Source organism: Pseudoteredinibacter isoporae, from assembly GCF_011602085.1.
Taxonomy (GTDB): Bacteria; Pseudomonadota; Gammaproteobacteria; order Pseudomonadales; family Cellvibrionaceae; genus Pseudoteredinibacter; species Pseudoteredinibacter isoporae.
In genome coordinates this window covers 19,168-45,554 of record NZ_JAAONY010000004.1, presented here as the reverse complement: position 1 = coordinate 45,554, position 26,387 = coordinate 19,168, and the positions used below count along the sequence as shown (strand labels likewise).

19 protein-coding genes are annotated in these 26,387 nt (G+C 48.7%); 10 read left to right on the top strand and 9 right to left on the bottom strand.

The genetic code is table 11. From position 1 onward, the window contains the following. Window positions 1-14: 14 nt before the first annotated feature. The 3 genes from ccoN to G8768_RS18990 all read right to left on the bottom strand — a co-directional run bounded on the left by ccoN (window position 15) and on the right by G8768_RS18990 (window position 4,278). Window positions 15-1,457, bottom strand: coding sequence for a cytochrome-c oxidase, cbb3-type subunit I (gene ccoN, locus G8768_RS19000; protein WP_166843437.1), 1,443 nt, complete (start codon window positions 1,455-1,457; stop codon window positions 15-17). A 277-nt stretch (window positions 1,458-1,734) separates the two neighbouring features. Further along, window positions 1,735-2,958, bottom strand: coding sequence for an argininosuccinate synthase (locus tag G8768_RS18995; protein WP_166843438.1), 1,224 nt, complete (start codon window positions 2,956-2,958; stop codon window positions 1,735-1,737). A 390-nt stretch (window positions 2,959-3,348) separates the two neighbouring features. Further along, complete coding sequence (locus tag G8768_RS18990) at window positions 3,349-4,278, bottom strand: flagellar protein MotY (protein ID WP_166843439.1); 930 nt, start codon at window positions 4,276-4,278, stop codon at window positions 3,349-3,351. 200 nt (window positions 4,279-4,478) lie between these two features. Here G8768_RS18990 and pyrC point away from each other — a divergent pair, with 200 nt between their 5' ends. From pyrC to G8768_RS18975, 3 genes are all read left to right on the top strand, one after another. Further along, window positions 4,479-5,510 carry a dihydroorotase gene (gene pyrC, locus G8768_RS18985; RefSeq protein ID WP_166843440.1) on the top strand — a complete coding sequence of 344 codons (1,032 nt, stop codon included), beginning with the start codon at window positions 4,479-4,481 and terminating at the stop codon, window positions 5,508-5,510. Window positions 5,511-5,546: 36 nt separating this feature from the next. Next, the gene (gene rnt / locus G8768_RS18980) at window positions 5,547-6,200 is read left to right on the top strand and encodes a ribonuclease T (RefSeq protein ID WP_166843476.1); all 654 of its coding nucleotides are present in this window, start codon (window positions 5,547-5,549) and stop codon (window positions 6,198-6,200) included. A 310-nt stretch (window positions 6,201-6,510) separates the two neighbouring features. Then, entirely contained in the window at window positions 6,511-8,520 is a 2,010-nt protein-coding gene (locus G8768_RS18975; RefSeq protein ID WP_166843441.1) for a methyl-accepting chemotaxis protein, read from the top strand. 63 nt (window positions 8,521-8,583) lie between these two features. Here the strand turns inward: G8768_RS18975 and G8768_RS18970 are convergent, their stop codons facing one another. From G8768_RS18970 to G8768_RS18955, 4 genes are all read right to left on the bottom strand, one after another. Beyond that, complete coding sequence (locus G8768_RS18970) at window positions 8,584-10,536, bottom strand: alpha/beta hydrolase family protein (RefSeq protein WP_166843442.1); 1,953 nt, start codon at window positions 10,534-10,536, stop codon at window positions 8,584-8,586. 109 nt (window positions 10,537-10,645) lie between these two features. Further along, window positions 10,646-12,607 (bottom strand): alpha/beta hydrolase family protein, encoded by a 1,962-nt coding sequence (locus G8768_RS18965; protein WP_166843443.1) that lies wholly within the window; start codon window positions 12,605-12,607, stop codon window positions 10,646-10,648. 95 nt (window positions 12,608-12,702) lie between these two features. Next, on the bottom strand, window positions 12,703-15,990 hold the full coding sequence (locus tag G8768_RS18960; protein WP_166843444.1) for a TonB-dependent receptor domain-containing protein: 3,288 nt from the start codon (window positions 15,988-15,990) through the stop codon (window positions 12,703-12,705). Window positions 15,991-16,385: 395 nt separating this feature from the next. Then, complete coding sequence (locus G8768_RS18955; protein ID WP_166843445.1) at window positions 16,386-16,988, bottom strand: peroxiredoxin; 603 nt, start codon at window positions 16,986-16,988, stop codon at window positions 16,386-16,388. A gap of 324 nt (window positions 16,989-17,312) precedes the next feature. Here G8768_RS18955 and G8768_RS18950 point away from each other — a divergent pair, with 324 nt between their 5' ends. From G8768_RS18950 to G8768_RS18935, 4 genes are all read left to right on the top strand, one after another. Beyond that, entirely contained in the window at window positions 17,313-17,522 is a 210-nt protein-coding gene (locus G8768_RS18950) for a bacterioferritin-associated ferredoxin (RefSeq protein ID WP_166843446.1), read from the top strand. Window positions 17,523-17,815: 293 nt separating this feature from the next. Then, complete coding sequence (gene bfr / locus G8768_RS18945) at window positions 17,816-18,283, top strand: bacterioferritin (protein WP_166843447.1); 468 nt, start codon at window positions 17,816-17,818, stop codon at window positions 18,281-18,283. Between the two features lie 264 nt (window positions 18,284-18,547). After that, window positions 18,548-20,308 (top strand): EAL domain-containing protein, encoded by a 1,761-nt coding sequence (locus G8768_RS18940; protein WP_167202803.1) that lies wholly within the window; start codon window positions 18,548-18,550, stop codon window positions 20,306-20,308. Between the two features lie 103 nt (window positions 20,309-20,411). Further along, entirely contained in the window at window positions 20,412-21,035 is a 624-nt protein-coding gene (locus tag G8768_RS18935) for a c-type heme family protein (protein ID WP_166843449.1), read from the top strand. A gap of 66 nt (window positions 21,036-21,101) precedes the next feature. Here G8768_RS18935 and G8768_RS18930 read toward each other — a convergent pair whose 3' ends face one another. Continuing rightward, window positions 21,102-21,455 carry a DUF805 domain-containing protein gene (locus G8768_RS18930; RefSeq protein ID WP_166843450.1) on the bottom strand — a complete coding sequence of 118 codons (354 nt, stop codon included), beginning with the start codon at window positions 21,453-21,455 and terminating at the stop codon, window positions 21,102-21,104. 239 nt (window positions 21,456-21,694) lie between these two features. Beyond that, window positions 21,695-22,027 carry a Grx4 family monothiol glutaredoxin gene (gene grxD / locus G8768_RS18925; protein ID WP_166843451.1) on the bottom strand — a complete coding sequence of 111 codons (333 nt, stop codon included), beginning with the start codon at window positions 22,025-22,027 and terminating at the stop codon, window positions 21,695-21,697. A 293-nt stretch (window positions 22,028-22,320) separates the two neighbouring features. Between grxD and G8768_RS18920 the strand changes: the two genes are divergently transcribed. The 3 genes from G8768_RS18920 to G8768_RS18910 all read left to right on the top strand — a co-directional run bounded on the left by G8768_RS18920 (window position 22,321) and on the right by G8768_RS18910 (window position 25,619). After that, entirely contained in the window at window positions 22,321-23,484 is a 1,164-nt protein-coding gene (locus tag G8768_RS18920) for an aspartate aminotransferase family protein (protein ID WP_166843452.1), read from the top strand. 24 nt (window positions 23,485-23,508) lie between these two features. Continuing rightward, complete coding sequence (argF, locus tag G8768_RS18915; protein WP_166843453.1) at window positions 23,509-24,417, top strand: ornithine carbamoyltransferase; 909 nt, start codon at window positions 23,509-23,511, stop codon at window positions 24,415-24,417. Between the two features lie 155 nt (window positions 24,418-24,572). Further along, window positions 24,573-25,619: an ABC transporter ATP-binding protein gene (locus G8768_RS18910; protein WP_243749628.1), complete on the top strand. Its 1,047-nt coding sequence runs from the start codon at window positions 24,573-24,575 to the stop codon at window positions 25,617-25,619. Window positions 25,620-26,387: the final 768 nt, after the last annotated feature.

Sequence of the window (26,387 nt, the reverse complement as noted above, 5' to 3'; positions counted from 1 at the left end):
ATCTCTCCTCTACCTTACGCTGACTGAGGCTGTGCAGCCGTAGCATTTTCAGATTCAGCTTGGAATGTGCGGTAGGTGTTGTACGCCATAAAAAACATGCCGAGCAGGAAGATAAAGCCACCCAATACACGGACATAGTGACCTGGGTAACTGGCTTCTACAGATTCAACGAAGCTGTAAGTCAAGGTGCCGTCGGCGTTGAACGCTCGCCACATCAAACCTTGCATAATGCCGTTCACCCACATGGAGGCGATGTACAGAACGGTACCGATGGTGGCCATCCAGAAGTGCATGTTCACCAGCTTAACGCTCCACATATCCTTACGACCCAGCAGAGCTGGAATCAGGTGATACAGAGCACCAATTGATACCATGGCAACCCAGCCAAGCGCACCGGAGTGTACGTGACCAATTGTCCAGTCGGTGTAGTGAGACAAAGCGTTTACAGTCTTGATGGACATCATCGGGCCTTCGAAGGTAGACATACCGTAGAAAGACAGAGAAACCACCAGGAAGCGCAGAGTTGGGTCCGTGCGCAGTTTGTGCCATGCGCCAGACAGCGTCATGATGCCGTTGATCATACCACCCCAGGATGGGGCCAACAGGATCAGAGACATCACCATACCAACACCCTGAGTCCAATCCGGCAATGCGGTGTAATGCAGGTGGTGTGGACCCGCCCAGATGTACAGGGAAATCAATGCCCAGAAGTGGATGATGGAAAGACGATATGAGTATACCGGACGTTCAGCCTGCTTCGGTACGAAGTAGTACATGATGCCCAGGAAGCCCGCAGTCAGGAAGAAACCTACCGCATTGTGACCGTACCACCACTGGATCATCGCATCCATGGCGCCGGCATAGGCAGAATAAGACTTGGTCAGAGTAACCGGGATTGCCGCCGAGTTCACCACGTGCAGAATCGCGACGGTCAGGATAAAGGCACCGAAGAACCAGTTCGCCACATAGATGTGCGAGGTTTTTCGTTTAATAACCGTACCAAAGAACACAATACCGTAAGACACCCAGACCAGAGTAATCAGGATATCAATGGGCCATTCCAGCTCAGCGTATTCTTTCGAAGAAGTTAAACCCAGTGGCAGCGTCACGGCCGCCAGTACGATCACCAGTTGCCACCCCCAGAAGGTAAACGGCACCAGAAAACCACCCCAAAGCGGTGTCTGACAGGTACGCTGTACCACATAGTAAGAGGTTGCAAACAGAGCACAGCCACCAAATGCAAAAATAACCGCATTGGTGTGCAGAGGACGCAAGCGACCAAAGTGCGTAAACGGTTGCATAATGTCATTCAGTTGCGGCCAGGCTAGCTGCGACGCGATCAGTACGCCCACCGACATTCCGACCACGCCCCAAACGACGGTCATCACGGCGAATTTACGTACTATATCGTAGTTGTATGCCGGCTGTTCACCAGCGGTTGCCAAGTTACTACTCATAGCGACTTTCCTAATTGATTTTAAGAATTGAGGATTCTTTTTTGATCAAACAACGTCCTGTTTCACCGCGGTGGGACTCAGGCTGTCACTGGATACTTCTTTAATTACCCCAATGCACCGCAAATTATCTACGATGTCAGGTTTATATCACTTGATTACGATCAACAAAGACCAGCAGCCGGCAGAGCAAATTTCTTCCTATATGACATGCAGGCTAAATGCGGTCTATCCCATTCCGTCCATGGAGTATGGGCTAATTATTCGCTGTTGCCAGCTTTTATAAGTTATTTCGACCTTTATCGGCCGCAATTCGTAAACGCAGAGAATTTAAGCGAATAAAGCCCTCAGCATCTTTCTGGTCATAGGCGCCTGCATCATCTTCAAAGGTCGCAATCGCCTCATCAAACAGACTGTCTGCGCTACGGCGGCCAACTACCGATACGCTGCCTTTGTACAGTTTTACGCGTACATCACCATTTACGTGCTGCTGAGACTCATCAATGGCCGCCTGCAGCATCTTACGCTCAGGGCTCCACCAGTAACCGTTGTAAATCAATTCTGCATACTTGGGCATCAGCTCATCTTTCAGATGGGCCGCTTCGCGATCCAGGGTCAGGGACTCGATACCACGGTGTGCTTTCAGCATGATGGTGCCGCCGGGAGTTTCGTAACAACCTCGAGACTTCATGCCGACATAGCGGTTTTCAACAATATCCAGACGACCCACGCCATTCTCGCCACCAACCTTGTTCAGGTATTCCAATACGGTGGCCGGGCTCATGGCCTCACCATTGATGGCAACGATGTCGCCTTTCTCGTAGGTTAATTCCAGATAGGTAGGCTCATCAGGAGCCTCTTCCGGGGAAACGCTCCAACGCCACATTTCGGCGTCATTGGCCTCCCACCATGGATCTTCCAGATTGCCGCCTTCATAAGAGATGTGCAGCAGGTTGGCATCCATTGAGTAAGGGGATTTCTTTTTGCTGCTGGCGAAGTCAACCGGGATGTTGTGATCTTCACAGTATTTCATCAGGGTTTCGCGGGAGGTCAGATCCCACTCACGCCACGGGGCAATCACCTGAATGCCCGGCTTCAGCGCGTAGGCACCCAGCTCGAAGCGCACCTGATCATTACCTTTACCCGTCGCACCGTGGGAAATCGCATCGGCGCCGGTCTCATTGGCAATTTCAATCAGTCGCTTGGCAATCAGCGGGCGGGCAATGGACGTGCCCAACAGGTACTCACCTTCATAGATGGTGTTGGCGCGGAACATAGGGAAGACGAAATCGCGGGCAAACTCTTCGCGCAGGTCATCAATATAGATTTCTTTCACGCCCAGCGCTTCAGCTTTGGCGCGCGCTGGCTCTACCTCTTCGCCCTGGCCGATATCGGCTGTGAAGGTTACAACCTCACAGTTATAGGTCTCTTGCAACCAACGAACGATGACCGACGTATCCAAACCACCGGAATAGGCCAACACAACTTTTTTTACTGAGGACATAATTGTCTCCCGCTATGGATCAATAACTCGGACTTTTCTAAGCAAAGCCCATTATTGCCCCGCTTTGTTTTCTGGGGCGGATGGCTGTTGGTCGCCATTTCATTGTGCAGCATTCATTCTAGGCTGCCAGGCCAGCTTGTGGTCTAAAAATAGACAAAAACTGATTTTCACACCTAAAATTTGGCGCACGTATTATACATAGGAGGATAAATATTTCACAGAAATATCCCTACACTTTAGGGCAAAACTTCTACTACAAATGGGATAGTATCGGTGGATAACGATACTGGAGAAGCTATATTACAGGCTTTGCATCACAGAAACCCGTTTGCTCCTATTACAACAAATAGACAATATTCACGAAACTTATTGAAACGAAGCGTTCGAGCATCAACGAGATGCCACATCCATGGAAGGCTCGCCTTTTTCAAGCCTCACCGTCACCCGCCGATTTGCAGCACGTCCTTTGGGACTGCGATTGGAGGCCACCGGGTAGCGCTCACCGTGCCAGCGAACCTGAATCTTATTTTTATCCAAACCTGCACGCAGCAAGTAATCAGCGACTTGCTCAGCCCGCTTTTTCGATAGCTCAAGGTTTTCCGCCATAATACCGCGACTGTCGGTATGACCATCCACGTAATAGGTGGTGACTTCATTGTCAGCCTTGGCGTAAATCACAATGCGATCCAGAGAGGCCCTTTGCTGCTTACTCAGGGTTTCTTTGGAACCACCAAAATGCAGCGTGGTTCTTTCAACCTGGTCAAAATTAACCGGCAGCAGCCCGGCAACACAACTTAAATAGTTATCGTAAACGGGGCGGTAATTCAGGGAATTAAAGGCCACCGAGAGGGATTCGTTGGCGCCGTACCAAGGTTTGCGGGTAATCACCACCTGCTGCCCCTTCCCTAGCTCCGACATAATGCGCTCAGACAGTTTGGGCCCTAAAGTGACCGGCCGCTTGGACTCCACCACATCGATATAACCCAGATTTTGAACGGGCGATCTTGGCTTCCACACCGGCCCCGTAATTTGCAACGCACCTCGACCACGCTTGAAAAATATGGTTTTGGTATCGAGGAAAAACTGCTGCTTCTCGCCGGCACGTCGATAGAACACCACCTGACCATAGTCTGGCACCATCTGACTCATGCGACATTCAAAAATGGAGGATTCGCTCTCCCAGTTGGCCTTATCGAAGCCCGCCTCATAGCGCATGGCTTCAGCCCTGCCTACCAGGAGAAAACAGAGAAACATCAACAGACACAATGCAGGCAAACCGAGATCCAAGCGGCGCATGATTTTCAACTGCTGCCTCGTCATAACCCTGCCCTCACAAGCTAACTTCGTAAAATGCACTCAAATAACCGAATTTCGGCGCCTTCGACTAAGATTATCGGCATCTAGCTAATGTGCTTTAGCCTTGATTTTGGTAGGATGCCGCGTCACAGAGCAGACATTACTGCCATTTGCTAGACCCGATTCAGCCCGATAGTAAACACGAGAGCAACAAAGGAACCTGCATGAGCCAAAGCCTTACCATTTGCCGCCCCGATGACTGGCACATCCATCTACGTGACGGCCAAGCATTGGAGCATACTGTTCCCGACGCCGCCCGCTATTTTGGGCGCGCAATCATCATGCCGAATCTGGTTCCACCGGTTATTCAGGCTGAGCAAGCCCTGGCATATAAAGAACGCATTCTGGCGGCTCGCCCTGAGGGCTCCAATTTCGACCCACTGATGGTGCTTTATCTTACCGACAACACCAGCGCCGATGACATCGCCCGCGCTAAAGAAGCCGGCGTTGTTGCCTGCAAACTGTATCCTGCCGGCGCCACGACCAATTCCGATTCCGGTGTAACCGACATCAAAAATGTCTACCCCGCACTGGACGCCATGCAGGAACACAGCATTCGCTTCTGCCTGCACGGCGAGGTTACCGACAGCAGCATCGATATCTTTGATCGCGAGCAACGCTTTATCGACTCGACCCTGCAGCAGCTGAATAAAGATTTCCCGGAACTGAAAATGGTTCTGGAACATATCACCACCAAAGATGCGGCTGACTTTGTTAATGCGGCTGGCGATAATATGGCGGCCACCATTACCGCCCACCACTTGCTGTACAACCGCAACCACATGTTGGCCGGTGGCATTCGACCTCACTATTACTGCTTGCCGATTCTCAAGCGCTCAAGCCATCAGGAAGCTTTGATTGCCGCCGCGTGCAGTGGCAGCCCGAAATTCTTCCTCGGCACCGATTCCGCCCCTCACGCCAAGCACGCGAAAGAAGCTGCCTGCGGTTGCGCGGGTGCCTACACCGCTTACGCGGCAGTCGAACTGTACGCCGAAGCCTTTGAAGACGCCAACGCCCTGGATAAGCTGGAAGGTTTTGCCAGCCACTTTGGTCCGGACTTTTACGGCCTGCCTCGCCATGACGATACCATTACACTGGTTCGTGAAGACTGGACTGTGCCTGACAGTATGGACTTTGGCGACAGTGACCTCGTGCCCCTGCGTGCAGGTGAAACCCTACGCTGGCGTGTAGCTTAATAAATACGGATTGACTAAGGAGCAAGTGTGGCAGTCATGAGCCCGGCCGAAGAAACACCGGAAATTAAAACGCTTTTTGCACAACGCTTTCGCGGCTTTTTGCCAGTAATCGTGGATGTCGAGACGGGTGGCTTTAACGCACACACCGACGCCCTGCTGGAAGTTGCTGCGGTCACCCTGCGCATGGATGATGATGGCATATTGCATCGCGACGAAACCTTTGCCTGCCATCTCGACCCATTCGAGGGCGCCAATATTGAGCAGTCCGCACTGGATTTTACCGGTATCGATCCCTCAAGCCCGGATCGCGATGCGCAACCAGAAATGATTGCTCTGCCGGAAATTTTTTCTTCGATTCGCAAAGCTGTGAAGGCCAATGGATGCACTCGCGCGGTAATGGTCGCTCACAATGCTCATTTTGATTTGGGCTTTGTCAATGCCGCTGCAGATCGTTGCCAGATCAAACGTAACCCTTTCCACCCCTTCTCTTGCTTTGACACTGCCACACTGGCCGGACTCGCATTCGGACAAACCGTTCTTGCAAAAGCCTGTGTTGCCGCCGGTATGGAATTCAGCAACAGCCAAGCACACAGTGCCGCTTACGACGCTGAAAAAACGGCTGACTTGTTTTGCCTGATCGTCAACAAATGGAAAGATATGGGCGGCTGGCCGTTACCGGAAGATTCTTAGCCAGCCCCTATTGAATCATGGTCGCTCACTCTGAGCGACTTTGCTCAACGTTTTGATTTGACCTAAGCCCACCAAAGCCTCCCCATCTCTTTATTCAGCCCTTACTCATTCCGATCAGAAAAATCCAAGAGCACTGACGATTATTTTTTGACAAGCTGACCGCCAACTTCACGTCAACTTAGAGAAGTGTCAAGATCGTTTAGAAGATTGATCAGACAAGAAAAAACTTTTGATTTGACTTTTGTTCATTCCCGAAAGCCATCCTATAGTGATTAATACGACACTATTTATAAAATCGGGGTGATAGACCATGCGCCTTTCAATTCGCGCGAAACTGCTTACAGGATTTGCAGTGCTATTAGCATTGACCGGGCTTACATCCGGCTATTTGTTTTACAACATTCAGGATATTTCCAATATCGAATCACGCTTGAATAATCTGCGCAAGCCCACGGTAATTGCCGGCCTCAAATTGAGCAACGGCATTAACATCACACTCGCTGGCTTGCGCGGCTATATGATTCTGGGGAACGACCCAGCCAAAGCAAAAAAGTTCATGGCTGACCGGGCTCAAGGTTGGAGCTTGATTGACAGCAGTATGAGCGAACTGAACCAGCTTTCCAAAAACTGGACCGATCCAAACAACATCAAGCGACTTCAAGAGATGAACGAAATCATTGAGGAGTTCCGACAGGCCCAACAAGAAATTGAATCTATCGCCCACAGTGATGCGAACATCCCGGCGTTGAAAACCCTCAGTGAAGTTTCCAAACCCGCAGCCACCCTCAGCACCCAGGCTCTCAATCAGATTTTGCAAGAGTCGATCCCGTCGAGTAAAACATCACAAACACAGAAGCTCCTCAGCGACAGTATGAACAGCATGTATCGTAGCCTGCAGGATCTGCACGCTTTCGTACAGAACGGCGGACAAGCTGAGCTTGATGCCTTTCAAACACAATGGCAGAAAAACACTGTCCTATTCAACGAGCTTCAAGCCTTGGATCAGCTGCAAAATCATGAAAGCTGGCAACGCTACCAGGACAACCGGAAACGCTTTAAAGACAGCGCAGACATCATTATAAACGCACGACAGAAAAGTGATTGGAATCTCGCAAACTACTGGCTCGGCAGTAAAGCCGCCCCGAGAGCAGTCGCCATTCAAGAAAATCTATGCGCAATGCGCAACAGCCAGAACACGCTGATGAAAAGCGATGTTAAGGCCTTAGCCGATGACATCAGTTTTTCCCGGATCGCATTGGCCATTGGCGCCGGCCTCGCAATGATACTGGGCATAGGGATTGCCATCAGTTTAAGCGAGACCATTGTCAGTAAGATACAACAAATTTTGGACGTCAATCGAAGCATTGCGAAAGGCAATCTTGATTTTGAAGACCTGCATCTGGATGGAAATGATGAGCTTACTGAACTAGCCAATGCCACCAACAGCATGGCAAGCAGCTTGCGTAATTTGCTCAACGAAGTTCAAAACACCAGCAACAACCTCGCCTGTGCGGCCGAGCAACTGGTCGACAGCTCCACGAGAACCAATAAAGGCATGGAGAACCAAGAAAGAATCAGTGAGCAGGTAGTAACAGCTATGGACGAGATGTTTCGTACCGTCGAAAACATGGCCCAAAGCGCCTCCATGGCAGCGGACGCAGCCAACTCAGCGGACCAGGAATCCCGTGACGGATACGGCATTATGGAAAACAACATGTCCTCCATAAATATGCTGGCCGAACGCATAGAGGGGGCAGCAAGCACCATAGAAACCCTTGAAGAAGACACCAAAGGTGTCGACGCCATCGTGCAGGTCATTAATGATATTGCCGAACAAACCAACCTGCTTGCACTCAATGCCGCCATCGAAGCTGCACGTGCGGGTGAACAAGGTCGAGGGTTTGCCGTCGTCGCTGATGAAGTCCGAACCCTCGCAGGACGCACTCGAGACTCCACCGGAGAAATCAATGCCCTTTTGGAAAAACTGAAAGGAGGTGCACTGGAGGCCGTGAATGTCATGAAGCAAGGCCAGGATCAAACCAATGAAAGCGTCGAAAGTGCCGGAAGTACCAGCGCCTCTCTTCAAAACATCACTAACTCTGTCAGCACTATCAGCTCGATGAACACACAGATTGCTTCAGCAACAGAGGAACAAAACGCTGTAGCCAAAAACATGAGTGAGAGCATTGATCAGATTCGCGGCGAAACCCAAAAGGCCATCAACAATATGCGCGAAACCGATGAGGCCGCACAGTTGGTTGAACAACACAGTAACAATCTCAATCACCTACTAAAGAGTTTTACGCTCCCCTCTACTTGAATCAAGCCATCAAAAAAGGCAGCCGAAGCTGCCTTTGTCTTTTTAGTCAGGACCAACAGTCCCTCACAAACCACCCGGACCGCAATCGCTCTTCAAAAAACCAATGATAGATTCATACAAAAGCTTCTGATGCTCGTACTCCAACGTATCATAAAAATGATCGGCCCCTTTTAGTTCCACATATTTAAAAGGCTTACCCTGATCATCAATCTCTTTTCTGTATTTCACAGCATGCGTTACCGGAACCCGCTGATCCACATCACCGTGAATCATTAAAAGAGGAATATTAACCTTCTTGGTTTCGTCAATGGGGTTAACAGCGCCCAGGCGATATTTTAACTGACGCTCTTTCTGCACACCGCGCAGTTGAGCACGGTAGTAGTTCACCTGCATAGTCATATCGGCAACCGCCGCACCCGCAATACTGCACTGATAAATCTGCGGTGTACGTGATGCCGCAACCAAAGCCGCGTAGCCGCCATAGGACCAGCCATACATGGCCAGACGATCTTTTTCCGCCCAGCCCCGCTTGACCAATTCCAGAGCGGCATCATCTTTATCATCCTGCATTTTGAAGCCGGCTTCACTGCCATCGATAAATGCCGATTTATGGAAATCAATTCCGTAGTTGAACGAACCACGATACTGGGGCTGAACCACCATATAACCATTATTGGCAAGCATTTGTGCCCACTCATCATAGACCACCAACTCGTCCACAAAGGGGCCACCATGGGGCAATACAATCGCTGGAAACGGTGGTTTACCATTAGGCACGGTAACGTAGGCCGCCAAGTCGCGTCCGTCACGCGCTTTAAACTTGATGTACTTTACATCGGCAAGCTTTTCAGCTTCTAACAAAGGCTGTTCGCTACCCACTTTGCTAAACTTGCCTTTATGCAATAGATAAAAAGACCCCGGATCGCGAGGCCCTGTATTAAACACCACCAGAGATTGATTATCTTTGGTCCGACTCAACACTCGAACGCTGTAGGCATGCGGTACCAGACTTTCCAGTTGCTGGTAAACTGCAGCCTCCTGGGCATTAAAATACTCATAGTGCATCTTGTCGGTGGCATAGCGAACCGCTACAACCTCATCACCGGATGTCCAATCATTGCTGTGAAAACGCACACCTTGCACATCCACATCGTTGCGGCGATAAATCAGTTCAGTAAACGCTTTTTTATTGGAATCGAATTCCCAAAGACCTGTTTTGTCATGGCCATTATTAGCAACAACAAAAAACAGGTGGGGATTATTGATATCAAAGCCAACAACATCAAAGCTCTCGTAACTGTGCTCACTTAAGCGGTACAGCTCCGTCCAATCGCTTTCGCCCGGGCGACGATAATACCAAACGTAAAAACCTTTCTTTAAGTCGAAACCACGGGCCAGCCACGGAGTCCCGTTGTTATCAAATTCCACCTGCCCAAGGGCAATTTTACCGCGCAAAATAAGACGCTTGCGGCCTGTTTTGAGATCCAGCTCATAATAAGCAGTAGGTCGAAACGGCTCTGAAAGTCGATTGTTTTCAAATTCTCCAGGGATAAAAGAGTAAATCACTTTACGTGATTTCTGTGGCAACAGATGAACAATGGACGCCCCTATCTGTTCATACTCTTTAAACTTCTTGCTTTTTACATTTACTGAAGCCAGTTTGAATTCGAAAACCCCCTGATTAAAGCCTTCAATCTTGTCGCGTACTTTTTGACGAAGACGCATAACAATATCTTCATTGGTTGCCCAGTAGATATTGCGGACCTCCATGGGATCAGCATTGATTCGGAAAGGTTTGGCGGACATGTTGTCGGTTTTATAGACTTCAACAACAGGATCGCCATCTTTTGAAGGAATAGTCAGTACCGCAAGACGCTTTCCATCCGGAGATACCCGAGCGTCCATCACCACCTCGCGAAGTGCAAAGTAATCAAGTGGATACGGTTCGTTTGCCAGCGCACTGACAGAGTGCAAACCGGTGCACAACACTAATAAAAGGGAAATATATCTTGCCATACAGCCTCCATTGCTCATCAAGCGAATAATTTTTACACAAGCACTGTATCAACCTCACAGGCATAAAAAAAGGGGCCTGAGCCCCTTTTAATTTGATGTGATCAAGCCATTACAAACCGCCTGGGCCACAATCGTTTTTAAGGAAGCTGATAATGGATTCATACAACAGCTTCTGGTGGTTATAGAACAAAGTATTCGAGAAGTGGTCAGCACCATCCAACTCGATGTAAGACACTTTTTTGCCTAACTTCTTAACTTCATCCATATAACGATGCGCGTGAGCGGGTGGTACACGCTGGTCTACAGAACCATGAATGACCAGCAAGGGAATATTCACCTTGGCCACTTCCTCGATAGGGGAAATACTGTCATCCCACATACGAAGCTGCTCGATAGCACCCGAACCACGGATACGTGCGCGGTAGAAGTTGACCTGATACTGATTGTCCGTTACAGCCGCACCAGCAATAGAACACTGATAAATGTTCGGCGTTCTTGCCGCAGCAATCAGTGCCGCATAGCCACCATAGGACCAACCATAGAAACCCAGGCGATCTTTGTCGGCCAAGCCCTGTTCAACCAGGTACATCATGCCGTCATCTTTATCGTCCTGCATTTTGTAACCACCCTGGCCGCCGGCCTCGGTGTTGAATGCCGTCATATAGTGTTCCATACCGTAGCCTTTCGAACCACGATACTGGGGCTGAAGAACCAGATAACCATTATTGGCCAGCATCTGAGCCCACTCGTCGTAACGAATACCTTCAGCAACAAAAGGACCACCGTGAGGCATCACAATTGCAGGGAAAGGCGGCTTGCCGTTTGGAACGGTAATGTAAGCGGGAATGGTACGACCATCACGTGCCTTGTACTTAATGTACCGAACATCCGCCAGCTCTTCCGCTTTCAACAGTGGATAGGTGCTACCGATTTTGCTGAACTTGCCTTTGTGCAGCAAATAGTAAGTACCCGGGTCACGAGGGCCCTGATTGTACACGGTCAAGGTATTGCCATCACGGGAACGGCTGTTCACGCGAATGTATTGAGCGTTTGGCACGATGCCACGCAACTGCTCGTAAACGGCGGCTTCCTGGCCATCAAAGAACTCGCGATGCGTGCGGTCCGTTGTATAGCTCACAGCAACTTGAGTGTCCGGATTGGTCCAGGCATTACTGTGTGGCAGAGTCCCGGCAATATCGACGTCTTTGCGAGCGTAAATCAACTCACCAAACTTCTTCGCTTTAACATCGTATTCCCAAAGACCGGCTTTATCTTTACCGTTGTTGGCTACAACAAAGTAGATATTCGGCTTCTCCGGATCAAAACCCTGAACAGAGAATTCTTCAAAGCTGTCTTCGTGTTGGCGGTGAAACTCTTCCCAATCACCCTCTCCATTCACTCGAGCGTACCAAACCAGATCACCTTTCTGAATGTCAAAACCACGAGCCAACCAAGGCTTACCGTCACCATTTGTTTCAATTTGACCCAATGCAATCTTACCGCGAGCCACCAGGCTCTTTCCGCCCGTTTTCAGATTCAGCTCATAATAAGCACGTGGACGAAACGCTTCAGACAGTTTTGAACCTTTAAAATTACCCGGCACAAAAGAGTAAATTACCTTGTTCTTTTTACTGGGTAGAATGTTTTCGATATCGGCCCCGATATCTTCATATTTTTTAATTTTCTTCCGTTTGATATCTACAGAAGCCAGAACAAATTCATAAACACCCTGGTTAAAACCTTCGATTTTATCGCGCACTTTTTGGCGAGCGCGAAAAACGATAACGTCATCAGAAGCCCAGTAAATGCTAACGATCTCCATTGGATCAGCATTCAGGCGGAAGGGTTTTGCACTTAGGTTACCGGTTTTATACACCTCGATGAACGGATCACCTTCTTTCGATGGGTTTGACAGCATAGCGACATGCTTACCATCCGGTGATACTTCTACATTTGATACCGCAGAGCGTAAGGCAAAGTAATCCAGTGGATAGGGTTCAGCAGCAACCACAGAGGAGCCCAGAACCAAAATCGACAGCATCAACAACTGAGCCAATTTTAGTGTTTTCATACATCACACCATTGTTATTTTATGCCCTAAAAGAGCAGACAAAGAAATAGCAAGGAAAAAAAAGCCCGCTAGTGCGGGCTTCCTTTCAGGCCGAATTAGAACTTACGGCCCAGCTCGAAGAAGAAGGTACGTCCTCGAAGATCATAACCAACACCAATTGGAGTGTTGTTCAGAGCAAAGACTTCGTTACCATCAACTTGCGGAGGCGCTTCATCAAACACGTTACGGATACCACCACCAATGGTCCAAACATCACCATTGTAGTAGAACGACGCATCATGCTTGAAGTAGTTGTCAGCAAAACCTACGTCACGACAGTCGGTGCCACCATTAGCCACACCTACACAAGTGTCGGAAGTAAAGCCAGTACCATCGGTATCGAATACATCACTGAACGCATCGATATCTTCAGACTGCTGCTCAACAGAACCTACGTAACGAACAGCCCAGGTAAAGCGATAATCGCCATACTCAACACGGAAAGCCGTGTTACTGCGCCATTCAGCAAAACCAAATTCGCCTACATCGTTATCGTAATCTTCCAGACCTTCGTCATTAGTGAAAGTAATTGAACGCTCAATCAAACGATTGAAGCGAGCATCGATACTTACATCAAATGGCAGATCAAACATAGTAATGGTTTGCTTCCACAACAGGTTGATATCGATACCGCGAGCGGTTTCGTTATCACGGTTGATAAAGCCCGCATCAAGATATTCAATCAAACCATTGTCACCACGGCGGATATTGCCACAGAAAGTACTGATCGTAGTGGTGTTATAACAGTCATTTACCAGGAACTGACCAGTCGGCTCAATAATTGAGTTGTCGATGTCAATATCGTAGTAAGTCATACCCAGAGTCAAATCAAACTCGTCAAAGAACGGCTGCTCAAAGCTGAAACCAACGGTGTAGGAATCAGAAGTTTCTTCCACCAGGTTTTGGTTACCACCGCGAGCGATTTCAACACTGTAGGTGTTGAAACCATTGTTCGACAATGTTGTTGGATCTGCACCCTGTGCAGCACAGTTTGCCAATACTTCTGGAGAACGAGTATCCAGAGATGGGTTGTAACCACCAGAGATTGGATCAAGTGCGGCATCTGGAATCAAACATGGGTCAAATACATCATTGAAACCGGTTTGCGCCTGCAGGAAGTTTTCACGCAGGTTTGGCGCACGGTAAGAAGTACCGACAGTCGCACGCAACAACAGAGAATCTACTGGGCGGTAAGCAATCTTACCGGAGTAAGTGGACGCACTTCCGTACAACTGATCCTTGGTGTAACGCGCAGATAGGTTAGCAGTCAACTCAGTTGCCAGGAACTTGTCAGCCAGCAATGGCAGTTCAACCTCACCATACAACTCACGAGTGTATTTGCTACCGGTAGCACCGCCATCAGAGAAGAAACTCACCAACAAACCGTCACGAGCTACATCATCAGGAATCGACTTAATGCGGTCATAGCGAATTTCCGCACCGATACCTGCAATAACGTTACCCGCAGGCAACTCAAACAGGTTACCAGTAAAGAAGGCCGAGAAGATTGACTGGTAGTACTCAGTTTTGAAGTCGCGAGTGTCGAACAGGAAATCACGCTCAGCTTGAGTTGCGAAGTCACCTACACCACCAGGAACGTACAGAGATGGCGCAAACATGTTCACAGGAACACAACCATCAGTACCATCTGGAATACCATCGCCATTGTTATCCGCACCACAGATAAACTGACCCGGGTTATTTGGATCTTCAATCGTGGTTGCCAAAGACAGATTCAAACGGTCACCACGAATACCAGGACGGCTGGAATCACCTTCAGACTTGCTGAAAGACCAGTAGGTATCAAAGGTCCAGTCGTTCAAAGTACCGATGTTCATCTGAGGCAGGTCACCGCGCAAACCACCGACAAAACGGAACTGCTCGATCTCAACATTAGTAATGTTACGATCGCCTCGAACAGAAACGATTGGTGTTGAAGCTGCTGGACCAATTGGACCAACCAACAGACCGAAGTCAGCCGGGGTGCCACCAAAACGTGCACGCACTTGCTCAGCAAACGCCGGGTTGGTCAACAGCTCATCGTAAGCCAGACCACAGTCAACACCGTTTACGCCGTTAGGGTTACACAGGTTGAATGGGTTATTTGCTGGAACGCTTGGGAACAATTGACCTTCACGACCACGAATGGACGTTTCACGCTTGGAGTAAAGAGTCTCGAAGTACGGCGTCAGGTTCATGTCACCGTCAAAGGTGTACTCACCGTAGAACATTACGTTGGTACGCTCTTGATCCGGGAACAAGTGCGCATAGCCCTGATTGGTGCCGTTCAGGCTGTAATCCTGATACGAAGTATCAGCAATGCCGTCACCATCAGTGTCGATACCGATACCAAAACGATCGGTTTCAGTAAAGTTTGGCCAGCCACCATTTGTGCTGCCAGGGGTATAGTAAATACTACCTGCGGAAGGAACAGAAACACGGCCAACCAATCGCTCAGTTGCTAAACAACCGCCAGTGGTTTCCATGCCCAGAGTTTCGGTATAGAAACGTTCTTCCTGGTAAATATTGCCATCCAGACCGATTTCGCGGTGCTTCTCACAACCTTCAGTCCAAGGGCGATCATCAAATGATACCGAGTCAGAGTTGAAGTAATCCAGACCAAAACCAATAAAGCCGCGGTCCCAGTTTTTACCCCAAGTCACTGTCAATGTGTTTTCTTCACCATTGCTGTGTTCAGGCTGAGTGGAAAATCCGTTGATTTCCAGGCCATCAAAATCCTTTTTCAGGATCATGTTCGCCACACCGGCAACGGCGTCAGAGCCGTAAATGGAAGATGCGCCATCCAACAGCAAGTCATACTGCTGAACAAGACCGGAAGGCACCAAACTCAAGTCAGGAGCAGAAGGTGCGCCCTCAACACCCGCAGGTGCCAGACGACGACCATTCAACAGAACCAAAGTACGACCAGCACCCAGACCACGCAGGTCTACAGTGGTTGCACCCGGGCCGTTATCCAGTACGAAGCCGGAAAAGGTCAAATCGATTTGCTGACCGGCTGCTGCGCCGGTAGATTGCAGAATATCGGCGGGGTTAATCAAACCCACGTCTTTGGCGCCTTCGGCGTCAATTACCTGCAAAGGGGATACACTGCTGAAGGTGTCACGCTTGAGGCGAGAACCCGTTACCACAACCTCTTCGATGTCTTTCTTCTTAGCCAAACGGCCAGAGCTTTGCTCTACCTGTTCGTCTGCGGCTGCAACCTGCTGCTGAGTAATTTCCTGGGCATAAGCCGGGAAAGAAACTGCAGAGATTAGAGCTGCAACAGATACACCGGCCGCGAGCGGCTTGCGTTGCCACGTTGCGGTCTTATGACGGTTGATCATACATACTCTCCAATGTTTATAGTTTTTATTCCCCCTTTATTAAGAAACCAAATGCCTGCACATGACAAAAATTTCATAAAGGGTTAACGTAAACTTAACGAAAGTAAAAACCGCTCCCTCAATAAAATTTCAAAATTTGAAACTTTTTTACTATATACACCGTCAAATGTAAGTTAATGCCGAATTTTATTGGCATTTCAATCATTTATCTCACGATCGTTTCGTAGCAAACTCTTTTTAGATCTCCCCAGATGGCAATACAGGCCAACTACCTGTCCATATTAACCACCAGCGATTAGAATGAATTTTTATTCATCAACTCGACCAAAATCCGAGCAATAAAAAAGGCCGCTTACTTTCGCAAGCGGCCTTTTTGGAGCTTATGTGACAATCAATTACAGGTTGTCAGCATTCTCGCTCAGGTATGCAGCAACGCCATCCGGAGAAGCGGTCATACCTTTGTCACCATCCTGCCAGCCAGCAGGACATACTTCACCGTGCTCCTGGTGGAACGCCAGTGCGTCAACCATACGCAGCATTTCGTCAACGTTACGGCCCAGAGGCAGATCGTTAACTACCTGGTGACGAACCAGACCATCTTCGTCGATCAGGAAAGAACCGCGGAAAGCCATGCCACCTTCAGATTCAACATCATAAGCCTGGCAGATAGCGTGGTTCATATCAGCAACCAAGGTGTACTTAACAGGACCGATACCACCTTCGTTTACCGGGGTGTTACGCCATGCATTGTGAGAGAAGTGAGAATCGATGGAAACACCAATCACTTCAACACCGCGCTTTTGGAACTCTTCGATACGGTGATCGAAAGCCAACAACTCAGAAGGACATACGAAGGTGAAGTCCAGTGGGTAGAAGAAAACAACGGCTTTCTTGCCCTTAGTGGCTTCAGTCAGGTTGTAACTGTCTACGATTTCGCCAGAACCCAAAACGGCTGGTGCAGTAAAGTCTGGAGCTTGCTTACCAACTAAAACGCCCATATTTGTTCTCCCTTAAAAAATAAGAAACATGTATATAAAAGGCCCAGCCAAAGCTGAGCCTGAGAATTTCGTTTGCCAACACCCGCTAATAATGACTGCGGCGATGCCTTTCGCGCAAAAAACAATCAAAACTTAGTTGGGTGATAGCTGAAAACTATAATACACCCCCTGTATTCCCTGTCCCATTGTTTTTTTTAATGATATCGATAGCTCCATCCATCAATATGTCTGATGAAAATCAACATCAGCTGCGAATTCAATTGACACTCATTATCATTAACAATACCATAGCGCCCATATTGTTCAATGACTCTGAAATTGCCCATGTACGTATGCCTCTGTAAAGGAATCACCGACAGCCAAATCCGCGATGCGGTTTGTGCCGGTGCCAGCTCTGTACGCCAGGTGCGCAAACAACTGGGCGTGATGTCTCAGTGTGGCAAATGCGGCATTTTGACCAAAGAAATTGTTCAGGAAACCGTTGAACAACGTAATCTGGATGCCAGCGAATCACTGTTTTACGCAGCTTGCTAATACTCCTCTCCTTTTTTTCAAGTTACCTCCACTCTGCCGCTCCTCTTCATTTTAAAGTGAATGGGTATTTCTGCGCGCAATAAACAATTTCACCCTCTCTCTAAAAGTGCCTGGCCCCAAACTAAAAGCGCCTGATAATCATATTCAATACCATTAATTTTTATTTTAAAATCAATCACTTAGCGCAAAATACCCCTTGACTTGCCCACCCTGGAGATCCACACTTGCAGAGCTTACCCAGTATGGGCAAGCCCTAATGCCGTGTTAAACCTTGATAAGACAGGAATCCCATCATGAGAGGCGACAGCAAAGTAATTGAGCACTTGAACCAGGTTCTGGCCAATGAACTGATTGCCATTAATCAGTACTTCTTACATTCACGCATGTTTAAGGACTGGGGCATCAAAGAGCTGGCCGAGCACGAATACAAAGAATCCATTGAAGAAATGAAGCATGCCGATGACATCATCGAGCGCATCTTGTTTCTGGAAGGCATCCCTAATCTACAGGACCTCGGCAAGCTGATGATCGGCGAGAATACCGAGGAAATGCTGAAATGCGATATGCGTCTGGAGCTACAGGCCATCCCGGATCTACGTGAAGCGATCGCTTACTGCGAATCGGTTCAGGACTATGTCAGCCGCGATCTGCTGGAAAAGATCCTCAATGAAGAGGAAGAGCATGTCGATTGGCTGGAAACCCAGCTGGATCTGATCGACAAAATGGGGCTGCAGAACTACATCCAGTCAAAAGCTTCCTGAAAATATTATTGGGTGCCCTGTTTAAGGGCACCCAAGCTCTTTCTTACCCCAGTTTGTCTCAAACCACTCTCTCCTTTCAGCTCAACTTTCCGACCAACTGTAGCCACCACTCCTGCGGACAGTTAATCCCTAACTATACTCAAAACAGGGACGATAAAAGATGTAAGCCAACCAGGACGGCTCCTTGCGTTGACGATTGGAGATCTACCCGTGGTGGAACACTTTTTAAGCGCAAGCAATTCGGCCACGTTCGGACTGTTGCTTGTGGTTTTACTTGTCTGCCGACAACATTTAGAAATACATGGCCGCTTACTGATCGCTTCCTGTTTCAGTTTTGCCAGTTACTTTCTTGCAGCCCCCTACCAAATAACCCCACTTATTTTACAGCTTTTATTCGGTATCGCCTTAGCCAGCTTGGCCATCAGCTATCTGAAAAAACACGACCGCTTTAAGACAAATAAAATTGCAGTCGCGGTAGCCACCACCGCCTTGATCTTTGCACTGAGCCCACAAGCCTGGATGCCCTATCTGACGGCCTTTACCTTATTGAGCATTGCAGGGCTCATCTGGATCCACAAAATTCCTGGCGATTACAGCTGGGCACCTGCGCTGCCACTGACGCTCGCGGCATTGACGGGTTTAACGCCAGGCCTTGCAAACGCGAATCTGATTGCCTATCTCTTCCTGAGCCTGACTCTTGGTGCAATCGCACTCTACACCCTGAACCGAAAACTGTATGTACAGGCCAATAGCGATCCGCTGTCACAGCTGCCCAATCGTCGCTGTCTTAATGAACACGCTGAAGAGTTAGCCAAACGCGGGCAAAGTTATTATTTGCTTCTGTTTACCTTAAATGGCATTAAGCAAATTAACGATACCTACGGCTTTGCTGCCGGAGATCGTGCAATCTGGATCGCCAGTCGAAAAATGCTATCGACCATCGGCATTAAAGATTTTCTAGGGCGTAACTTTGCAAAAGAGTTTGTGATCATTACCGAGAGACAAGAAGCCGATTTAAGCGAGCTGATCGAAACACTGGAAGCGAATATTCACAGCATTGAATCAATAAACAAACATAATGTAAGTATGGGCATTCACTGCGGCTTGGCGTTCAATGAGTCGGCACGCGATAGTTTTAGTCAATGTCTGCAATCAGCTTCAGCAGCATTACAATTTGCCGAGTCGCAACAACTCAGCCACGCCTTCGTCAATGATTCTATTCTGGAGAGCGTCAATCGACGCAATGATTTGGAACAAGGACTGCGCCAGGCCATCAGCGATAAAACTCTTCAGGTTCACTTTCAACCCAAGTACGACTGCCAACAACCGGATCATATTGTCGGCGCTGAGGCGCTTGCCCGCTGGCAATATAAAGGGGAAAACATTTCGCCTTTTGAGTTCATTAAACTTGCCGAAGAATGCAAACTCATTGCAGATTTAGATCGGGTCATTATGGAAAAATCCTGGGTGCTGGGAAAACGCATGCAGGAGAAAGGCATCCCCATTAAAATTGCCGCAAACTTTTCCCCCACCAGCCTGTTAAACGGGGTGTCTTTATTGCATATGGTGCAAGATATCATTCGGGAGAATGATCTTGACCCCCAACTGATCGAAATCGAAATTACCGAAAGTTATCTGGCCCACGGTGAAGATATTAAAAACCAGCTTCAGGTGTTACGCGATATGGGAATCTCGGTTGCTATGGATGACTTCGGCACCGGCTTTTCAAACCTCGGTCAACTCGAGGACCTTCCACTCGACACCTTAAAAATCGATAAAATCTTTGTCGACAAGCTACTGGAAAACCCCACGGTAACAGAATTTATCGTCGATCTGGCCCAAAAGCTCCAACTCCAATTGGTTGCCGAAGGCGTAGAAGAAAATCAGCAACTTCAATGGCTTAACCAACACAGCTGCCAGATGATCCAGGGCTATTTGCTCAGCCGTCCCTTGCCCGAGGCCGACTTTGTCGCGCTGCTTGAGCAAAACACCAAGCGCCCTGCCGCCCTTAAAATTGCCAAATGAGCTAGTTCACTCCCCGTATCGCATAAAGTGATGCATTTTCGGTGGAAACTTCACTTTCACTATATTAGAATTAACTAAATTAGAGTTTTGGAGATCTATCATCGTGATTCGCCAACTTGTCGGCGCCAGCCTACTGCTCAACTTGTGCCTCAGTGCCCAAGCCCAAAACCCTCAGAGGTTCAAACTGGGTGAGCAAGAACTGCAACATGAGGTTCAATTCAGCCAATCAATCAGCAAACAACTGGCTGGAAGCTTGAAACAGCGTTTAATGAACGCTGTGAAAAGTGGAGGCCTGGCAGGCGGCATCGAACAATGCAAAATTGCCGCACCGGAAATATCGCAATACCTCGAAGAAAAATATTCCTCAAAATTGATCAGTGCAGGCCGGACTTCCTTAAAGATTCGCAACCCCCAAAACCTGCCAGATACCTGGCAAAAGACTCAGCTACAGATTTTCGATCAGGAACAAAACAAAGGGCTCCAACCTTCATATCGCTATCGAGTAATCCAGCAAGAAGGACGCCCGGTTCTGGAGTACATCAGCCCAATTCCAACCCAGGGCTTATGTTTGAATTGCCACGGAGAAGTTCTAAATATGGAAGTCACGGAAACTCTCAGAGACCTTTACCCGGAAGATCAGGCTCGTGGATATAAAGCAGGTGACATACGCGGTGCTTTTATCATCCGAAGCTGGTTGGATAAAAGCACCACTGGAATGAAGAAATAATGAACAGAAGACAATAAAAAAGCCGGCAACTTTGCCGGCTTTTTTGTTCGCATATATCATCAACGATTATGCAGCAGCTTCACCCGCCTTTGGGTTTGGGCCGTACTCATTATCTGGATGACTGTCCTGCACCAGGAACACGATCATCACAATCAGACCGATCAACGGAATCAGGTACAGTAACTGCCACCAGCCAGAGCGGCCAGTATCGTGCAGGCGACGGGCACCAATAGCCAACGATGGTACCAACAAGGCCAAACCATAAATAGCGCCTAAAAAGGCCGTGCCCAGAATACTATCAACGATCGATACTACGATTGAAAAAATGATGTAAAACAGAATATACATCCAGTACTGCTTGCGCCTTGCACGACCGCTGAAGTCAGCATATCGCTTAATGGCATCCATAAAATATTCCATACTTTTCTCCTAATGACAGTATTCGCTTACGTCCGCACCTGAGACGCTTTCTTGTATTGTTCATTATGAACAAGGCAAATATCATACATCAGCAAAAGGGATAAACAATACCTTGGTGGTTACTCTCGATTACAAAATGGAGCAATACTACCAAAACTCGTTAGGCCATCAGCGCACACAAAAAAGCCGGCTCTATAGCCGGCTTTTCTTTCAATCATTTTCTGGCAGTAGAAAATGTCTTAGCTTTCTTCGCCACCTGCGGCAACAGCCTCTTCCAATAAAGGTTTCAGCTCGCCGTTCTCGTGCATCTCCGTCACGATGTCACAACCGCCAATCAGCTCACCACTTACCCATAGCTGAGGAAAGGTTGGCCACTGGGCGTATTTCGGCAGGTTTTCACGAATCTCCGGATTCGACAGCACATCAACGTACGCGAAACGCTGTCCACAGGCCATCACTGCCTGGGAGGTTCTCATGGAAAACCCGCACTGAGGTGCATTCGGAGAGCCCTTCATGTAGAGCAGTACAGTATTCTCTTCAATTTGCTGTTTGATGGTATCCAAAATATCCATGGGCTAACCTTTTTAACGCTGTCTAGTTGTAATGCGGCCGGAGTCGCCCCTTGCAGGCCCTGGATTCAGGACTTGATCAATGAAGCCGACTGATTGGGTAATACCCCAGCTCTGAGCTGCGGTATTCTACCCGAAAGCCCCCCATACAAACCAGTCATTTCAGTGCTTTTGCTACCCAGACCTTTCCTTTATGATGGAGGGCTTGGCCGGCAAATCGCTGGCCAGCGTGCTTTTAAACAAGCCATAACATTTAAAAACAAGAAATTCGCGCAACATAGCAAGTAGTTACTACCATGAGCCAATATTTAATGAATAACTATGGCGAGCGCAGCCATAGTTTGAACCGGGGCGAAGGCTGTTACCTCTTCGACGACTCCGGACAACGCTATCTCGATGCCCTGAGCGGTATCGCCGTGTGCGGTTTGGGACACTGCCACCCCCAGGTCACCCGTGCCATTACAGAGCAAGCGCAAACCCTGTTACATACTTCCAACCTGTTCAATATTGAACAGCAGGAAAAGCTCGCACACGCCCTCTGTGAGATCAGTGGAATGGAAAAGGCTTTCTTCTCCAATTCCGGCGCTGAAGCGAACGAAGCCGCAATCAAAATCTCGCGCCTGTACGCCGAGAAAAAAGGCATTACAGACCCTGTTGTTATTGTTACCGAAGGCAGCTTTCATGGTCGAACCATGGCAACCTTGTCAGCCACTGGTAATCCAAAGGTTCGCCAGGGCTTTGCACCGCTGGTTCAGGGCTTTAAACATGTCCCCTATAACGAGCCTGTCGCTATTGCCGAACAGTGCAAAAGCGGGAATGTGGTAGCGGTTTTGATTGAGCCGGTTCAGGGAGAAGGCGGCGTACGCGTCCCTGATGCGGATTACCTGACCGAACTGCGTCAGATCTGCGATCAATACGATTGCCTGTTGATGCTCGACGAAATTCAAACCGGCAACGCCCGTACCGGCCGCTATTTTGCTTTTCAACACAGCGACATCCGCCCGGATGTTTTAACCACCGCAAAAGGTCTGGGCAATGGCGTCCCGATTGGGGCCTGCCTTGCGTCCGGCGTAGCCGCAGAGTTATTGCAGGCTGGAACCCACGGTTCGACCTATGGCGGTAATCCTCTGGTCTGCGCTACTGCTTTGGCCACCGTGACTGAACTTCGAAAAGACAGCCTGCTCGATAACGTCAACGCCAGAAGCCAACAATTATTTGAGGGCCTGCGCCTGGCGCTTAAGGAATGCCCACGGGTAAAAGATATTCGCGGCAAAGGTTTAATGGTTGGCATTGAACTTGATCAACCCTGTGGCCAGCTGGTGGAACAAGCCTGGCAAAAAGGTTTAATTATCAATGTCACGGCAGGCAATACCGTGCGATTGCTGCCACCTCTGATTATCAATGAAGAGCACATTGAGCAGCTTGTTAACACCGTCAGTGAATTAATACGTGGCATATAAGATCCACAGCGGAGAAACATCACCATGAAGCCAAGACATTTTTTAACGCTTTTGGATCTTAGCCCAGCTGAGCTAAAGCAAGTTATCGAGCGCGCCGTGGAGCTAAAAGCACTGCGCAAACAAGAGGCTGCCGAAGAAACTCTGCCCGGCAAAGTGCTGGGGATGATTTTTGAAAAGTCCTCCACTCGCACCCGTGTATCCTTCGAAGCCGGTATGTCCCAGCTGGGTGGTAGCGCATTGTTTTTATCGTCCAACGATACCCAACTCGGTCGCGGAGAACCCATCGCGGACTCAGCCAAAGTGCTGTCCCGCATGGTGGATATTGTGATGATCCGTACATTCGACCACGAAACCGTCGAAACCTTTGCGGAAAATTCAACAGTTCCCGTTATTAATGCTTTGACCGATAGCTATCACCCCTGTCAGCTGCTCGCCGATATGCAAACCTTCTGGGAACATCGCGGTGACATCAGTGGCAAGACCGTAAGCTGGATTGGTGACGGCAATAACATGTGCCAGTCCTATATCAATGCCGCTCGCCAGTTTGATTTTAAATTAAACATTGCCTGCCCCGAAGGCTATGAGCCCGATCAGGAATTGATGCAAGCCAATAAAGATCGCATTGAATTATTCCGCGACCCTCAACAAGCGGTGAAAGGCTGCGACCTTGTGGTTACTGATACCTGGGCGTCCATGGGCCAGGAAGAAGAAAAACTCGCCCGCGAAAAAGCCTTTTCCGGATACCAGGTCAATGAAGAGCTGATGAGCATGGCCAATAGCGATGCTCTGATGATGCATTGCTTGCCCGCCTATCGAGGCCTGGAAGTCAGCGAAACCATTCTCGACCTCAAAGACTCTGTTGTTTGGGATGAAGCAGAAAACCGACTGCACGCCCAAAAAGCGTTGATGGAATTTCTACTCGCGCAACGCTAGCTTAAAGCCTTTACTTACAATCTCGTTTCCCGGCAAGAGCCCATCTCTTGCCGGCCTGCCTTCCAATAAGAACCGAGTTCAGGCCAGCGGGAATTCCGTCTATAATCAGCGACCTCTGCCAGGTTTGGTATAACACGATCTTATTGGGATTTACCTTGAGCAAACACCTACACGTTGACGAACTGCGCTGCTTTTACAATGGCCATCATGATAAGCCCGTTGTAGACGGTTTTTCATTTGCCATGCAAGAAGGTGATATCGCTTGCCTGCTTGGCCCCAGCGGTTGTGGAAAAACCACCGTATTGCGAAGTATTGCCGGTTTTCACTCCTTGGCAGAAGGGCAGATCAATCTGGCAGGACGCCAAATCAGCGTACCTGGTCACAGCCTGGCCCCGGAAAAGCGTGAAATTGGCATGGTGTTTCAGGACTATGCCCTCTTCCCCCATTTAACTGTAGCCGAAAACATCAGCTTCGGATTAAACGGGGAAAGCCAACAATATAAAGATACCGAGCTTAATCGTCTGCTGGAGCTGGTCAGTTTACATGGGCTGGCCGAGCGCTACCCCCACGAGCTGTCGGGCGGCCAACAGCAACGTGTTGCATTGGCTCGGGCACTGGCCCCGAAACCCCAACTGCTTTTGCTTGATGAACCCTTTTCCAATCTCGATGTGGAACTGCGACGCAAGCTAGCCCTGGAAGTGCGAGAAATTTTAAAGCAACAAGGCACGACTGCCATTCTGGTAACCCACGATCAGGAAGAAGCCTTCGCCTTTGCCGATCACATCGGTGTGGTGTATCAAGGCAAGATCGAACAGTGGGCCAGCCCGTATGAACTGTATCACCAGCCTCAAACCCGGTTTGTCGCTAACTTTATAGGGCGTGGAGCCTTTGTTCCCGGCATCATCAGCGACTCTGGCCATATCGATACAGAACTCGGCCCGGTTCCCTGCAATTTGGAAGAACCCGGCGGTACCCGTGTTGACGTATTACTTCGCCCGGATGACATTGTTGCCAACAGGGATCAGGGCCAGCCGGCTGAAGTGATTCACAAGGTCTTTACGGGCACCGCCAATCTGTACACCTTGCGACTGCCTACCGGCAGCACCGTCGAAGCCGCGTTGGGCAGCCATATCGATTGCGAACTCGGTGAACAATTGTCCATTGAACTCAGCGCCGACCACGGCATCGCTTTCACGCTGTAAACAATTGAAAACCTGACATATCAAAAAGTGATTTTTGGTATATCTTTTGGTAACGATCAGCGCTCCACTGGCAACTTAAACGACGCCTACCAAGGCGCCAATGTTTGTTCAAATGACAGCTTTGGAATAAACAAAGATTTCATTATAAATTTTCAAAAATTCATACCGAGAAAGTATAAATTTTTTCCCCAGGCTGGGATAAAGGGATGGCCTCCCGCAAGCCTTAGGGTTGCTTAGGCCGGGGGATTAGCAATCACTGACGCGGTAATCAAATCACAACTTATCCACAACATACCCCCAAAATCTTTCTATTGATTTTCCGAGCCAAGCGCATTATCTTGTGTGTATTGATCGTTGAGCCCCTAGATGTAGGGGTTTTAGTGTTTCATAGCCCTACACAACACAAGTGTAATTTGCCCATAAAACCAATGAAATTATGGCAATGCCAGTGCTTACAAGGGCTGGAGACGAGTTTGGAAGGAAAGCTCGAACCGAATGAAACACGACTCTAGCGGAATAATAACCAGGATTAGCAGCGTTAAGGAAAGACGTAAGGCTTTCTCGGTGTAAACCGAAGTATGCCTGCATTCATAAATGGCATTAACTCAGTTGGCTACTGAATTATTGGCTATTGAAAAAAGTAGCTGACAGAAGCTAATCAACACATTGAATGCGCGCATAAACAAAGAGCATATGCATAACCGCACAGCACACTATGTGTGTTGGCAAATGGAAGGGTCAGGGGTAGTACAGAATCAATGAACAGCT